The sequence below is a fragment of the Paragemmobacter ruber genome (genome assembly GCF_009908315.1).
Classification (GTDB): Bacteria; Pseudomonadota; Alphaproteobacteria; order Rhodobacterales; family Rhodobacteraceae; genus Paragemmobacter; species Paragemmobacter ruber.
The window spans coordinates 194,607-208,948 of record NZ_JAAATW010000004.1; the positions used below are offsets into that span (position 1 = coordinate 194,607).

12 protein-coding genes are annotated in these 14,342 nt (G+C 68.7%); 10 read left to right on the top strand and 2 right to left on the bottom strand.

From position 1 onward, the window contains the following. The first annotated feature begins 111 nt into the window (after positions 1–111). The 5 genes from fghA (at position 112) to GU920_RS16975 (ending at position 3,929) form a co-directional block, all read left to right on the top strand. Positions 112–942, top strand: coding sequence for an S-formylglutathione hydrolase (gene fghA / locus GU920_RS16955; protein ID WP_161768301.1), 831 nt, complete (start codon positions 112–114; stop codon positions 940–942). Between the two features lie 2 nt (positions 943–944). Further along, positions 945–1,400 carry a YaiI/YqxD family protein gene (locus tag GU920_RS16960; RefSeq protein ID WP_161768302.1) on the top strand — a complete coding sequence of 152 codons (456 nt, stop codon included), beginning with the start codon at positions 945–947 and terminating at the stop codon, positions 1,398–1,400. A gap of 66 nt (positions 1,401–1,466) precedes the next feature. Beyond that, a complete protein-coding gene (locus GU920_RS16965) occupies positions 1,467–2,435 on the top strand; it encodes a DMT family transporter (RefSeq protein ID WP_161768303.1) in 969 nt (322 codons plus the stop codon). After that, positions 2,410–3,033 (top strand): HAD family hydrolase, encoded by a 624-nt coding sequence (locus tag GU920_RS16970; RefSeq protein WP_161768304.1) that lies wholly within the window; start codon positions 2,410–2,412, stop codon positions 3,031–3,033. Before GU920_RS16965 ends, GU920_RS16970 begins: the two co-directional genes overlap by 26 nt. Further along, positions 3,030–3,929: an ornithine cyclodeaminase family protein gene (locus GU920_RS16975; RefSeq protein ID WP_161768305.1), complete on the top strand. Its 900-nt coding sequence runs from the start codon at positions 3,030–3,032 to the stop codon at positions 3,927–3,929. The genes GU920_RS16970 and GU920_RS16975 overlap by 4 nt, the downstream gene beginning before the upstream one ends. A gap of 42 nt (positions 3,930–3,971) precedes the next feature. On the opposite strand, the gene GU920_RS16980 is transcribed toward GU920_RS16975, so the two are convergent. Both GU920_RS16980 and GU920_RS16985 read right to left on the bottom strand, forming a co-directional pair. Further along, a complete protein-coding gene (locus GU920_RS16980; protein ID WP_161768306.1) occupies positions 3,972–6,563 on the bottom strand; it encodes an AAA family ATPase in 2,592 nt (863 codons plus the stop codon). After that, positions 6,560–7,696: a metallophosphoesterase family protein gene (locus GU920_RS16985; RefSeq protein ID WP_161768307.1), complete on the bottom strand. Its 1,137-nt coding sequence runs from the start codon at positions 7,694–7,696 to the stop codon at positions 6,560–6,562. The genes GU920_RS16980 and GU920_RS16985 overlap by 4 nt, the downstream gene beginning before the upstream one ends. A gap of 146 nt (positions 7,697–7,842) precedes the next feature. On the opposite strand from GU920_RS16985, the gene GU920_RS19765 reads away from it, so the two are divergent. The 5 genes from GU920_RS19765 to GU920_RS17010 all read left to right on the top strand — a co-directional run bounded on the left by GU920_RS19765 (position 7,843) and on the right by GU920_RS17010 (position 14,245). Beyond that, on the top strand, positions 7,843–9,678 hold the full coding sequence (locus GU920_RS19765; RefSeq protein WP_161768308.1) for a sensor histidine kinase: 1,836 nt from the start codon (positions 7,843–7,845) through the stop codon (positions 9,676–9,678). Then, positions 9,675–11,006: a sigma-54-dependent transcriptional regulator gene (locus GU920_RS16995; protein WP_161768309.1), complete on the top strand. Its 1,332-nt coding sequence runs from the start codon at positions 9,675–9,677 to the stop codon at positions 11,004–11,006. The genes GU920_RS19765 and GU920_RS16995 overlap by 4 nt, the downstream gene beginning before the upstream one ends. Positions 11,007–11,211: 205 nt before the next feature. Next, positions 11,212–12,189, top strand: a complete 978-nt coding sequence (locus GU920_RS17000) for a tripartite tricarboxylate transporter substrate-binding protein (protein WP_161768310.1) — start codon at positions 11,212–11,214, stop codon at positions 12,187–12,189. Positions 12,190–12,259: 70 nt separating this feature from the next. Next, the gene (locus GU920_RS17005) at positions 12,260–12,727 is read left to right on the top strand and encodes a tripartite tricarboxylate transporter TctB family protein (protein WP_161768311.1); all 468 of its coding nucleotides are present in this window, start codon (positions 12,260–12,262) and stop codon (positions 12,725–12,727) included. A 12-nt stretch (positions 12,728–12,739) separates the two neighbouring features. Continuing rightward, complete coding sequence (locus tag GU920_RS17010; protein WP_161768312.1) at positions 12,740–14,245, top strand: tripartite tricarboxylate transporter permease; 1,506 nt, start codon at positions 12,740–12,742, stop codon at positions 14,243–14,245. The last annotated feature ends 97 nt before the right edge of the window (positions 14,246–14,342 follow it).

Sequence of the window (14,342 nt, forward strand, 5' to 3'; positions counted from 1 at the left end):
GCAAATTCCGGGGTCTGACCTTGGGCAGGATTTCTGCGTCAGACTTCGCCTTGGACGGTTGCATCCGTCCCGGTGGCATGAAAGCCTTGCCGCAACAATGCGAGGTGAGCGATGAAGACCGTATCGGAAAGTCGGGCCTTTGGCGGGGTGCAGGGGGTGTATACGCATCCGTCGGGGACCTGCGATTGCGACATGACCTTCGGGCTGTTCCTGCCCGAACAGGCCGAGGACGGGCCGGTTCCGCTGTTGTGGTTCCTGTCTGGGCTGACCTGCACGCATGAGAATGCGATGGTGAAATCGGGGGCGCAGCGCTGGGCCGCCGAGGCAGGCATCGCGCTGGTGTTTCCCGATACCTCGCCGCGCGGGGAGGCTGTGCCGAATGATCCGGCCTATGATCTGGGGCAGGGGGCGGGGTTCTATGTGAACGCGTCGCAGGAGCCTTGGGCGCAGCATTTCCAGATGTGGGATTACATCACGGATGAATTGCCGAATGTGCTGTTTTCGGCCTTTCCCTTGGCCGAGGCCGCGCAGGCGATCACGGGCCATTCGATGGGCGGGCATGGTGCCTTGACCATCGCGATGAGCTTTCCGGGGCGGTTCCGGTCGGTGTCGGCCTTTGCGCCGATTGCCAATCCGGTGGCGAGCGATTGGGGGCGCAAGCAGTTCACCGCCTATCTGGGGGCGGATGAGGCGGCCTGGGCAGGCTATGACGCCACGCTGATGATGCGGCGCTACGGCTTTGACGGGCCGATGCTGGTGGATCAGGGAACGAAGGACCAGTTCCTGGACCTTCTGAAGCCCGAGGCGCTGGCCGAGGCGATGGCGGCGCGGCGGCAGGGCGGCGCGTTCCGCATGCAGAAGGGCTATGACCACAGCTATTTCTTCGTCTCCACCTTCATGGAGGAACATGTGGCCTTTCACGCGCAGGCGCTGCAGGGCTGAGGATGGCGCGGCTGTTCGTGGATGCCGATGCCTGCCCCGTGAAGGAGGAATGCGAGCGCGTGGCAGTGCGGCATCGGGTGCGGATGATCGTGGTGTCGAATGGCGGGATCCGGCCCAGTGCCAATCCGTTGGTGGAGAGCGTGTTCGTGGCATCGGGGCCGGATGAGGCGGACAAGTGGATTGCCGAACAGGCCGGGCCGGGCGATGTGGTGGTGACGGGGGATATCCCCTTGGCCGCGAAGGTGATCGCGGGGGGCGCGGTGGTGGTGAAGTACAATGGCGAGGTGTTGACCGACCGCAACATCGGCAATGTGCTGGCCACGCGCGACCTGATGGCGGACCTTCGCAGCGCGGACCCGTTCCGTCAGGGGGGCGGGCGGCCCTTTTCCAAGGCGGATCGGTCGCGCTTCCTTGAGGCGTTGGAGCGGGTGATGCGGGGCGCGGCGGCGGGCGGGTGATCTGCGCCATGCGATGTCGCGGGGGGGACAGATTTCGCCTTCGCCCGGGCGTTTGCTGACCCCATCATGACCGAGATTTCGACCCGGGCCACGCTGACCGGTATTCTTCTGGCGATCGGTGGCAGCGCGATGCTGTCGATCAATGACGTGGCGATCAAGTTCCTGTCGGGGGATTATGCCCTGCATCAGGTGATCCTGATCCGGGCGGGGATCGGGATGATCTTCCTGTTGGGATTGATGCAGGTATCGGGGACAGGGTTCCGCCAGATCCTGACGCGGCGGGGGTGGGATCATCTGATCCGGGTCGGGTTCGTGATGATTTCGAACGTGTGCTATTTCCTCGGGCTGGCGGCGCTGCCCTTGGCGGATGCGGTGGCGATTGCCTTCATCTCGCCCCTGCTGGTGACGCTGCTTTCGGTGGTGGTGCTGGGCGAGGCGGTGGGGCCGCGGCGCTGGGCGGCGGTGGCGGTGGGGATGCTGGGCGTGGTGGTGATGCTGCGCCCGGGTGACGGGGTGATCCAGCCGGCGGCGATCCTCGTGCTGATATCGGCCTTTTGCTATGCGTCGAGCCACATGATGACGCGGCGGATGCGGGCCACGGAAAGCGCGATGACGCTGTCCTTCTATGTGCAATGCGGGTTCATCGTGGTGTCCACGACCATGGGGCTGGTGGTGGGGGATGGGCATATGGCCGGATCGGGGGATGCGTCGCTGGCCTTTCTGTTCCGGCCTTGGGTCTGGCCGCCAGTGGCGGATTGGCCCTGGTTCCTGGCCACCGGGCTGTCGGTGGCGATCGGGGGATTGATGGTGAGCCAGGCCTATCGCACGCTGGAGGCGGCGCTGGTCGCGCCGTTCGAATATACGGCGATGCCGCTGGCGATCCTCTGGGGGGCGGTGATCTTTGGCACGCTGCCGGACCTGACGGCAGGCATCGGCATTGCGCTGATCTGCGGGGCGGGGCTTTACACGCTGTGGCGCGAGACGGTGCGCCGGAAGAAGGATGTGACGGGTGATCCCAGAGGCAGTGGTCTTTGACATCGGAAATGTGCTGCTGGAATGGCAGCCCGAGCGGTTCTATGACCGCGAGATCGGCGCCGCGCGGCGGGCGCGGCTGTTTGCCGAGGTCGATCTGGTGGGGATGAACGAGGGTGTCGATCTGGGTGCGCCCTTTGCCGCATCGGTGGAGGCGCTGGCCGTGGCGCATCCTGACTGGGCGCCCGAGATCCGCATGTGGCGCGAGCGTTGGTTCGAGATCGCGCATCCGCCGATCGAGGGGTCGATCCGGTTGCTGCGTGCCTTGCGGGCCAAGGGGGTGCCGGTGCTGGCGCTGACGAATTTCGGGGTGGAGACCTTTGATGCGGCGGTGGCGCGGCTGCCCTTTCTGGCCGAGTTCGACCGCGCTTGGGTTTCGGGCCGGATGGGGGTGATGAAGCCCGATCCCGCGATCTATGCCGCGCTGGAGGCCGAAAGTGGTGTTGCGCCCGGGCGGCTGATCTTTACCGATGACCGGGCCGAGAACATCGCGGCAGCGGCGGCGCGGGGCTGGCAGACCCATCTGTTCGAGGGATGGGAAGGCTGGGCAGCGCGTCTGGTTGCGGTGGGGCTGTTGGACAAGGGGGAGGCGGGGCTGTGAGCGTGGATTTCGTGCCCTTCGAGGCAGAGCGGTTCTTGGATTGGAAGGGGCTTTTGGCGGCCTTTGCGGCGGGGCATCGCCGACCCAAGCCCGACATCAAGGATCTGTTCGTATATCGCGGAGGGGATACGATCCTTGACCGGGCGACATGGATTGATGGCTTGGGCGCGCTGGTAAAGGTGGCGACGGTGGTGCCGGGCAATGTGGCGCGGGGCAAGCCCACGGTGAACGGGGCCGTGACGCTGTTTGATGATGTGACGGGCGAGTTGACGGGGTTGGTGGATTTCCACCTTGTCACCAAGTGGAAGACGGCGGGCGACAGCCTGTATGCCGCATCGCGGCTGGTGCGGCCGGGGGCGCGGCGCTTTCTGCTGGTGGGGGCGGGGAAGGTGGCGCAATCCATGGTCGAGGCCTATGGGGCGCTGTTCCCGGAGGCGGAATTCACCGTCTGGAGCCGGTCGCGCGACAGCGCGGCGGCGATGGGCCTGCCGGTGGCAGATGATCTGGAGGCGGCGGTGCGGGCGGCGGATGTGATCTGCACCGCGACGATGGCGACGGCGCCGCTGATCAAGGGGGAATGGCTGCAACCGGGGCAGCATCTGGATCTGATTGGCGCCTACAAGCCGGGGATGCGCGAGGTGGATGATGCGGCGATGGCGCGGGCGCGGATCTTTGTCGATGCGCGGGCGACGACGATCCATCACATCGGCGAATTGATCGACCCGCTCGCATCCGGCGCGATCCGCGAGGCGGATATCGTGGCGGATTACTATGATGATCCGGCGCTGTTTGCGCGCCGGTCGGAGGCGGAAATCACCATCGCCAAGAATGGCGGTGGGGCGCATCTCGACCTGATGACGGCGCTTTACATCCAGAAGGCGTGGGCGGGGCGCTAGGGGGGTGCAGGGGGGGCCGTTGCCCCCCCGCCCGTTGCCGGATCAGGGCAGCGGCTGGAAGGATAGCGCGGCGCCGCCCAGATCGCGGAAGACGCGCTGGCGGCAGGACAGGACGATGATCTGCTGATCCCGCGCTTCGGCGTGCAGCGCATCGAAGATGCGTTCGATCCGGTCGTCATCGGTATAGACCAGCGCATCGTCGAAGATCACCGGGGCGTGCTGGCCGCCCCGCGCAAGAAGCCGCGCAAAGGCAAGGCGGACGAGCAGCGCCACCTGCTCCTGCGTGCCGCCGGACAGGGTGGAGAGGTCTTCTTCCTGCCCGTCGCGGATCAGGGCGCTGGGCAGCAGGCTTTCGCCATCGAAGCGCAGTTCCGCATCTGGCCAGAGCACGCGCAGAAGCGGGTGCAACTCCGCAAGGACGGGGGCGAAATAGCGATCGCGCGCCTCGTTCCGGGCGGTTTCCAGCGCCTGCATCAAGTCTTGCAGGGTGGCCACCTCGAATTGCAGAAGCGCCACCCTGTCCTGCGCGGCTTGCAAGCGGGCGGTGGTGTCGGCCAGTTCCTCCATCACGCCTTCGCCCGCGCGCAGGGCAATTTCGGCATCCAGCCCTGCGCGTTCGGTTTCCAGCGCCTGCATGTCCCGGCGGGCCTGTTCGACGATGGATTGCGCGCGGGCCAGCGCGGCGGCGGCGGCCGAAAGGTCGGGGGCGGCCTCGGTCAGGCGGGCCAGCGTGGCGGCGTGGGCGTCGCGGGCGGTGCGGGCGGCGGCGAGGGCGGCGGTCAGGTCCGCTTCGGATGTGGCGAGCGCGGCGAGCGCGGTGGTCGCCTGCATCAGGGCGGTCTCGGCGCTTTCGGCCTTTGTGACGGCGCGGATGTCGGCTTCGCGCAGGGCGGTGGCCTGCTGCTGCGCGGCGGCAAGGGCCGCCTCTGCCCGGCTCTGGGCCAGCGCGGCCGCTTCGGCGGTGGCCTGCGCGTCGGCCAGACTGGGCAGATCGGGGTGGTCGGCGGGCGGCGCGGGCAAGGTTTCAAGATCGGCCTGCAGGGCGGCGAGGCCCTGCGGGGCAAGGCTTGCCAGCGCGCGGTCAAGGTCGGCCAGCGCCGTGGCGGCCTCGGCCCGGGCTGCGGCTGCCGCGCGGGCCTGGCCCGGATCGGGCTGGCCCAGCCGCGCGAGGGCGGCGGTCAGCGCGGCCTCGGCCCGGTCGAGCGCGCTGTGGTCCGCGCCTGCGCCGGGGGTCACGGTCAGCGCGCCGAAACCGGGCAGGGTGAAGCGGGTTTCGCCGTGGATGGGGCGGGGGCCATCGGGGATGGGGGTGCCGTCCTGCAGGGCGCGGGCCGGGCCATCGGGGTGAAAGGTCAGGTGTGGGGCGCTGCGGTCGCGCAGGGCGCGCTGGACCTGCACCTCTTGCGACAGGGTGTCGAGGGTGGCGATGTCGGGCGCGGTGGGGCCGGTTGCGGCCGCGCGGGCAAGGGCGGTGCGCTGGTCGGTCAGGTTGCGTGCCTCGGTCAGGCGGCGGGTCAGATCGGCGCGGCGGGCGGCGGCGGCGCGGGCGGCTTCGGCCCGCAGGGCCGCGGTGTGGCGCAGATCGGCCGCGTGGCGTGCGGCCTGTGCCGTAGCGCAGGCCGCGCGCAGGGGTGCAAGCCCGGCCTCGGCCTGCGCGGCGGCGGCGCGGGCGGCGGTGGCCTGCGCCTGCGCCCCGGCCTGCGCGGCCTGCGCGCTGTCGCGTGCGGCGCGGGCGCGGTGCAGGGCGGCCAGGCGGTCGGTCAGGGTGGCAATTTGCAGATCGGCGGCCTGCAGGGCGGCGGTCGCGGCGGCAAGGCTGTCGGCATGGCGGCGTGCGGCGTCATGCCTTTGGGTGGCCTCGGCCAGCCGCGACTGGCGGGTGGCTGCGGCATCGGGCGCGGCAAGATCGGACAGGAGGCGCCGAACCTCGCGCCGCCTTGCGAGGGCGCGGTCAAGCTGGGCGGTGGTGGCCTGAAGGGTGGCCTGCCGGGTGGCCAGCGCGTCAAGTTCGGCCAGCGCGGTGGCGAGGGGGCCGCCCTTGGCGGGTTTGCCCGTGGCGGCGGTGACATAGTGGCCGAGGTCTTCGCGCGTGCGGGCGATGGCGTGATCCATGCGGCGACCGCCGGTCAGCGCCTCTACCTCGCCGGTGACGGAGGTGAGCAGGCTGCGGCGGGCCTCCCTTGCCATGTCGCGTTCGCGGCCATTGTCGCCGTCCAGCCGGGTGAGGCCTTGGCGCACCCAGAGCAGGCCCGCCGGGCCGCTGTCCTGCCCGGACTGGACAAGGCGGGCGAGGAAGGCCTCTGCCTCGTCGGCCTGCGCGATCAGGCGGCCGTCGCGATGGATGCTGGCGGCGGGTTTCGACAGCCAGCGCTTTTCGATGCGATGGCGGCCGTCGGGCAGGTCGATCTCGACCGCGACCATCGGGCTGCCGCCGACATGGGGGCGGAGCGAAATCACCTCTTTGCCCTTGGAGCGGTGGGGCTGGAAGAACAGCGCCTGCAGCGCATCGAAGAGGGTGGATTTGCCGCTTTCGTTCGGGGCGGAGAGGACGTTGAGGCCGGGGCCGATGGGGGCGATGCGGACCGGCGCGGTGAAGCGGCGGATGTCGGAGAGTTCGATGGAGACGAGCCTCATGTCCGGGCCTCGGACAGGTAGGCGTAAAGCCGGTTCAGCGCGGCGGCGGCCGTGCGCCGGGCGTCGGGCGGCAGGGCGGCATCCGTGGCGCGGGCGTGCAGGCGTTCGGCGGCAAGGCGCAGGGCGCCGGCCTGATCAATGTGGTCGAGATCGGCGGCCTCCACCTCGGTCGCCAGAGCGGCGAGATCGAGCGCGAGGAAGGCGAAGTCGGCCTGCGCTGCCTGTGCGGCCTGTTCCAGCGCGGCGCGGGCGGCAAGGGTGGCGCGGCCTGTGGCCCGCAGGCGGATGAGGTGGTCGCGCCGGGCGGCGCGGTCGGGCGGCAAGAGGCGGGCCAGCGCGGCGGCGGCATCCTCGCCCGGGATCAGGGGAAGCGGCAGGTCGGACCAGTGGAAGCGCCCGGTCGGGATCAGCTGCACCTCGGGCGGTGCGCCCGGGGCGGGCAGCGTCACGGCGAGGCAGGACCCGCGCCCGTCATGGGTGAAGGCATCCCGTTCCGGCGTGCCGGCGTACCAGGTGCGGTCGCCCACCCGCAGATGGCCGTGCCAATCCCCCAGCGCAAGGTAATCAAGCCGCGCCGTCGCGGCGCGGTCGGGCGGGATGATGGCATCGGCATTGTGGGCGTCCTCGCTGAAGGATTGGATCGCGCCATGGGCCAGCCCGATGCGGAAGGCCTGTGGATCGGTGGGTGTGCTGGACATGGCGGTGGTGAGGTCGCGCCCGGGATAGCGGCGGGGCAGGGGTGCGGGCAGCAGGACAGCACCCGGCGCGATCTCGACCGGGGCGGGATCGGTCAGCGGGTGGACGTTCGGCGGGGCCTGTTCGCAGAGCCGGGACCAGAGCGCCTCGGCCGCCAGACTGTCGTGGTTGCCGGGCAGGAGCCACCAGTGCAGCGCGGGATCGGCGCCCATGGCGAGAAGCGCCTGCCGCCAGACCGGATCGGTCGGGGTTTCGCTGTCGAATGTGTCGCCCGCCAGCAGGATGTGATGCGCGCCGGTCCTGCGGGCGGCATCGGCAAGGCGGTGCAGGCTGTCATGACGCGCCTCAATCAGGCGCCCGCGCAGGTCTTCCGGCAGGGTGCCGAAGCGGCGGCCCAGATGCAGATCGGCGGAATGGATGAAGCGGAAGGATGACACGGGATAAAGGGATGGTCCGAAAAGCGCGGGTCGCACCAGCCTAGCAGACTTCGCGCGGCAGGAAAGGGGCGCGGGGGGAGGGTGCAGGGACGGCTATACAGACCGCGCCCTTGGTTTATGATCGGCCTGAGGGGAGCGGGGGTGGCATGAGCCAGCGGGGAAGACGGTTCTTTTGGGCGGTGCTGGTCGGGCTGGTCTGTCTTGGCCTGACGCTGGCTGTCGCGCGGGTGGCGACGCGGGGCTATCTGTCCGAGGCGCAGGCCCGGGCGGAAAGCACGCTGCGGCAGACGGCGAACGCGCTGGAAGGGCATCTGCGCCGCTTCGAGGCGCTGCCCGAATTGCTGGCCGATGCGCCCGAGATGCGGGATCTGGTCACGCAGCCGGAGGATCCGGCGCGGCGGATGGCGATGAACCGCTGGCTGAAGGCCAAGAACGGGGTGGTGCAGTCGTCGGACCTGTATGTGATGGATTTGGCGGGCGATACGCTGGCGGCGTCGAATTATGACCGGGCTGACAGCTTCGTCGGCCAGAACTTTGCCTATCGGCCCTATTTCCTCGATGCGGCGGCGGGCGGGAAGGGGCGGTTCTTCGCGCTGGGGACGACATCGGGGGTGCGGGGCTATTACTTTGGCGCGCCCATCCGCGACGCGCAGGGGCAGGTGGCCGGGGTGGTGGCGCTGAAGATCGGGATCGACGATATCGAGGCCAGTTGGCGGACGTGGGAATACCGCATCATCGTGAGCGACCCCGAAGGGATCATCTTCATGTCCACCGATCCCGGATGGCGGTATCGCGGTCTGTTGCCGCTGACCGAGGCGCGGTTGGCGCGGACCGAAGCCTCGCGCCGCTATGCCGAGGTGCGTCTGGAGGAGTTGGAGGTGCAGCGCGGCAACGAGGCGGGGTTTGACCTGATGCGCCTTGTCGCCGAGGACGGGCGCGAGCATGAGTATCTGGCCACGGCGCAGGATATGCCGGGGGCAGGCTGGACCGTGCATGTGCTGCTGGATACGGCATCGCTGCGGGCGCAGGCGCGGCTGGCGGTGGCGGCTTTCGTGCTGCTGTTGGCGGTGGCGCTGTCGCTGGCGGTGGTGGTGGTGCAGCGTCGGGCGCGGCTGGCGGAACGGATCGCGATGCAGGCGGCGGCGCAGGTGGAACTGGAGCGGCAGGTGCAGGAGCGGACCGCCGATCTGATGCGGGTGAACCGGCAGATCGAGATGGAGGTGGCCGAGCGGCGGTTGACAGAGCAGGAGTTGCGCCAGACGCAGGCCGATCTGGTGCAGGCGGGCAAGCTGGCGGCGCTGGGGCAGATGTCGGCGGCGCTGAGCCATGAGATCAACCAGCCGCTCGCGGCGGCGCGCAACTATGCCGACAGCGCGGCCTTGCTGATCGAGCGTGGGGATGGGGCGCGGGCGCGCGACAATATCGGGCAGATCCTTGCGCTGATCGACCGGATGGCCGCCATTGCCCGGCACCTGCGCCATGTGGCGCGCAAGCCGGACGAGGTGCTGAAGGTGCTGTCGCTGCCTGCCGTGCTGGACGAGGCGATGGTGGTGGCAGGCGCGCGGCTTGAGGCGGCGGGGGTGGAGGTGGTGGCCGATCTGCCCGCCAGCCTGCCGCCCGTGAAGGGCGGGCCGGTGCGGTTGCAGCAGGTGCTGGTCAATGTGCTGTCGAATGCGGCGGATGCGATGGAAGGGGCGGCGCTGCGGCGCATCGAGGTTTCCGCGCGCGAGGATGGGGGCCGTGTGATCCTGTCGGTGCGCGATCACGGGCCGGGGGTGCCGCCCGCGATTGCCGACCGGATCTTCGATCCCTTCTTCACCACCAAGACGGTGGGCGCCGGGCTGGGGCTGGGGCTTTCGATCAGCTATAATATCATGAAGGATTTCAGCGGCGATCTGCGTGTCGCCAATCATCCCGAGGGTGGCGCGGTGTTCGACATCGTGCTGCAGGCCGCGACCGCGGGGCAACTGGCGGCGGAATGATGCAGCAGGTTCTTCTGATCGACGATGACGAGCCGATGCGCCGGTCTACCGAGCAGGCGCTGGATCTGGCCGGGATGGGTGTGGTGTCGGTGGCATCGGCGGAAGAGGCGCTGACGCTGGCGGGGCCGGGCTTTGGCGGGGTGGTCTTGTCGGATATCCGCATGCCGGGGATGGATGGCATGACGCTGCTGCAGCGGCTGGGCGAGATGGACCGCGATCTGCCCGTGATCCTTGTGACCGGCCATGCCGAGGTGTCGCTGGCGGTCGAAGCGATGCGGCGGGGGGCCTATGATTTCATCGAAAAGCCTTTTGCGACGCAGGATCTGCTGATGGTGCTGCGCCGCGCGCTGGAGCATCGGGCGCTGGTAATGGAGAACCGCCGCCTGCGGGCGGTGGCAGGGCAGCGCGACGATGTGGAGGCGCGGCTGCCCGGGCGCAGCGCGGCGATGATCGACCTGCGCCGCCTGATCCGCACCATCGGGCCGAGCGAGGCCGATGTCCTGATCACCGGGCCGACCGGGGCGGGCAAGGAGGTGGTGGCGCGCGCGCTGCATGACCTTTCGCCGCGTGCGGGCAAGCCCTTCATCGCCATCAATTGCGCGGCGCTGCCCGAGGCCCTGATCGAAAGCGAGTTGTTCGGGCATGAGGCGGGGGCCTTTCCCGGCGCGCTGCGGCCACGCTACGGGCGGTTCGAACATGCGCGGGGCGGCACGATCCTTCTGGATGAGATCGGGTCGATGCCGCTGGATCTGCAGGCCAAGCTTTTGCGGGTGTTGCAGGAGCGGGTGATCACGCGGCTGGGATCGAACGATCCAGTGGCGCTGGACGTGCGTTTCATGGCGACGAGCAAGGTCGATCTGGCGGGCGAGGTGGCGGCGGGGCGTTTCCGCGAGGATCTGTTCTACCGCCTCTCGGTCGCCTTGTGCCGGGTGCCGCCCCTTGCGGTGCGGCGCGAGGATGTGCCGGTCCTGTTCCTGCAGCTGGCGCGCGAGGCGGCGGCGCGGCAGGGGGTGGAGGATCGCCAGCCGCCGCCCGATCTTCTGGCCGCGCTGGCGGCACGGGACTGGCCCGGCAATGTGCGCGAATTGCGCAACGCGGCGGATCGCTGGGTGCTGGGGCTGGAGGGGGATGCGGGCGGCGGCGAAGGCACGCGGCTGGCCGACCGCGTGGCGGGGTTCGAACGCAGCGTGATCGCGGCGGCGATCACGGCGCATGGCGGGCATCTGCGGCGGGTCTATGAATCGCTGGGGATCAGCCGCAAGACGCTGTATGAAAAGATGCTCAAGCACGGGCTGGACCGGCGGCTGATCGTCGATGGAGATGAGTGACGCCGCGTGATGGGTGGATTTCCACCCATGCCCGGCGCGGCCTTGTCACCCTTTCCACCCATGCCGCGCTGCGGCATCACCGTTTTGTGGCGGCGATGTGAAGGCGGCATTTGCGCACCGGGGTGCGGGACGCTCTTCCTAGGTGCTGACCGCGCCCCGCAGAGGAGCGGGCGGCGCGGGCCATAAGCCACGTTGGGAGGACACCATGGCATTGACCAAGACGGTCGCCGGCATCGCCGCCGGCACCCTGCTGACTGCATCCACCGCCTTCGCGCAGACCTATCCCGAACGGCAGATCACCATGGTGGTTCCGTTCTCGGCGGGCGGTCCGACCGATACGGTGGGCCGCCTGATCGCCGAGAAGATGTCGGCCGATCTGGGCCAGCAGATCATCGTGGAAAACGTGGGCGGCGCGGGCGGCACGCTGGGCGCGGGCAACGTCGCGGCGGCGGAAGCCGACGGCTATACCATCCTGCTGCACCATATCGGCATGGCGACCAGCGCCACGCTGTACCGCAACCTTGCCTACAATCCGCTGGAGGCCTTTGACTATGTCGGTCTGGTGACCGAGGTGCCGATGACCATCGTGGCGCGCAAGGATCTGGAGCCTGCGGATTTCGCCTCGCTGGTGACCTATGTGAAGGAAAACGCGGACACGATCACCATGGCCAATGCCGGGATCGGTGCGGCGTCGCATCTGTGCGGGATGCTGTTCATGCAGGCGCTGGAGGCCCCCATCGTGACCGTGCCCTACAAGGGGACAGGTCCGGCGATGACGGAACTTCTGGGCGGGCAGATCGACATCATGTGCGACCAGACCACCAACACGACCGAACAGATCAAGGGCGGCACGATCAAGGCCTATGCCGTGACCTCGCCCGCGCGTCTGGACATTTTCCCCGACCTGCCGACCGTGTCGGAAGGGGGCTTCCCGGGGCTGGAAGTGTCAGTCTGGCATGGCCTTTACGCGCCGAAGGGCACCCCGGCCGAGGTGACGGCGCGGCTGTCGCAATCGCTGCAGACGGCGCTGGCCGATCCGGAAATCGCGGCCAAGCTGGGTGAACTTGGCACCGCGCCGTCGCCCGCTGCCGATGCGACGCCGGATGCGCTGAAGGCCAAGCTGGAGGCCGAGATCGCGCGCTGGAAGCCGATCATCGAAACCGCTGGCGTCTACGCGGACTGATCCGCGGGATGGGGCCGCGCGGGTGACCGCGCGGCCCTTTTTCCATGCGATCCTTGGGAGGGGGTGCAGAATGAAATCCTACAACATCGACCGGACGGATGCGGCGGCGGGTGGCATGTTCATCCTGTTCGGCCTGTTCTTCGGGGTGCAGGCGCTGGGTCTGGAACTGGGGACAGCGTTCCGCATGGGGCCGGGCTTTTTCCCGCTGGTTCTGGCGGTGGTGCTGATCCTGTTCGGCGCGCTGATCGTGTTCAATGCCGTGAAGGCGGCGCCGGGGGCCGAGGCGCCGGGGGCCATTGCGTGGCGCGGGCTGATGTTCATCCTGCCGGCGCCCATCTTCTTTGGCCTGACGGTGCGGGGGCTGGGGTTCATTCCTTCGATCTTTCTGACCACGCTGATTGCGGGGCTGGCCTCGCTCAAGATGCGGCCGCTGCATGCGGTCGGGCTGGCGGTGGCGGTCACGATCTTTTCCACGCTGGTGTTTTCCTATGCGCTGGGTCTGCCGTTCCGGCGGATCGGGCCCTGGCTTTCGTTCTGAGGGGCGGCTGAGATGGATCTGCTTTCCAACCTCGCGCTTGGCTTTGCCACGGCGGCATCGCCCGAGAACCTGCTGTTTTGCCTGATCGGCGTGATCCTTGGCACGCTGATCGGCGTGCTGCCCGGGATCGGGGCGACGGCGACCATCGCCATGCTTTTGCCGATCACGTTCCAGCTGGAACCCGTGTCATCGCTGATCATGCTGGCGGGCATCTATTACGGCGCGCAATATGGCGGGTCGACGACGGCGATCCTGATCAACATGCCGGGCGAAAGCTCTAGCGCCGTGACGGCGATTGACGGCTATCAGATGGCGCGCAAGGGGCGGGCGGGCACCGCGTTGGCGGTGGCGGCGCTGGGGTCGTTCTTTGCCGGGACGGTGGCCACGCTGCTGGTGGCGATCTTTGCCCCGCCGCTGACGGCGGTGGCGCTGCAGTTTGGCGCGGCGGAGTATTTCAGCCTGATGGTGCTGGGCCTCGTGTCCGCCATCGCGCTGGCGCATGGGTCGATCCTGAAGGCGCTGGCGATGGTGGTGCTGGGCCTTTTGTTGGGCATGGTGGGGACGGATATCTATTCCGGCACGCCGCGTTTCACGATGGGGATCACCGAATATGCGGATGGCCTGAACTTCGTGGCGCTGGCCGTGGGGGTGTTCGGGATCGCCGAGATCCTGCGCAACCTTGAGGGCGAGCAGGACCGCACGGTTCTGGGGGCGAAGCTTGCCGGTCTGTTCCCGTCGCGCGAGGAGTTCCGCCGCATGGTGGGGCCGGTTCTGCGCGGCACGGGGATCGGGTCGGTGCTGGGCATACTGCCCGGGGGTGGCGCGGTGCTGGCGGCCTTTGCCAGCTATACGGTCGAAAAGCGCGTGTCGAAAACGCCCGAAGAGTTCGGCCATGGCGCGATCGAGGGCGTGGCGGGGCCGGAATCGGCCAACAATGCCGGGGCGCAGACATCGTTCATCCCGCTTTTGACGCTGGGCATCCCCGCGAACCCGGTGATGGCGCTGATGGTGGGGGCGATGATCATCCAAGGTATCGTGCCGGGGCCGAACGTGGCCACCGAACAGCCGGCCCTGTTCTGGGGCGTGATCGCCAGCATGTGGATTGGTAACCTTATGCTGGTGGTCTTGAACCTGCCGCTGATCGGGCTGTGGGTGCGGCTGCTGAAGGTGCCGTATCATGTGCTGTTCCCGATCATCATGGCCTTCTGTTCGATCGGGGTCTACAGCGTGAACTCGAATGTCTATGACCTCTATGCCGTCGCGTTTTTCGGGCTGATGGGCTATGTGCTGATCAAGCTGAAATGCGAGCCTGCGCCGCTGCTTCTGGGCTTTGTCCTGGGGCCGATGCTGGAGGAGAACTTGCGGCGGGCGATGATCCTGGGCCGGGGGGATCCGTCGGTCTTTGTCACGCGCCCGATCAGCGCCGCGCTCCTGGTGCTGACGGTGCTGGTGCTGGTGGTGGTGCTGTTGCCGTCGATCCGCAAGAAGCGCGACGAGGTGTTCGTCGAGGCGGATTGAGCGGCGCGCATGGCGCTGAACCGGGGCGGCGGGGCGACCTGCCGCCCTGCTGCATTTGTGCAGGTGCAGGCGTGCGGCTGTCGCTGCGGGGGGTTGA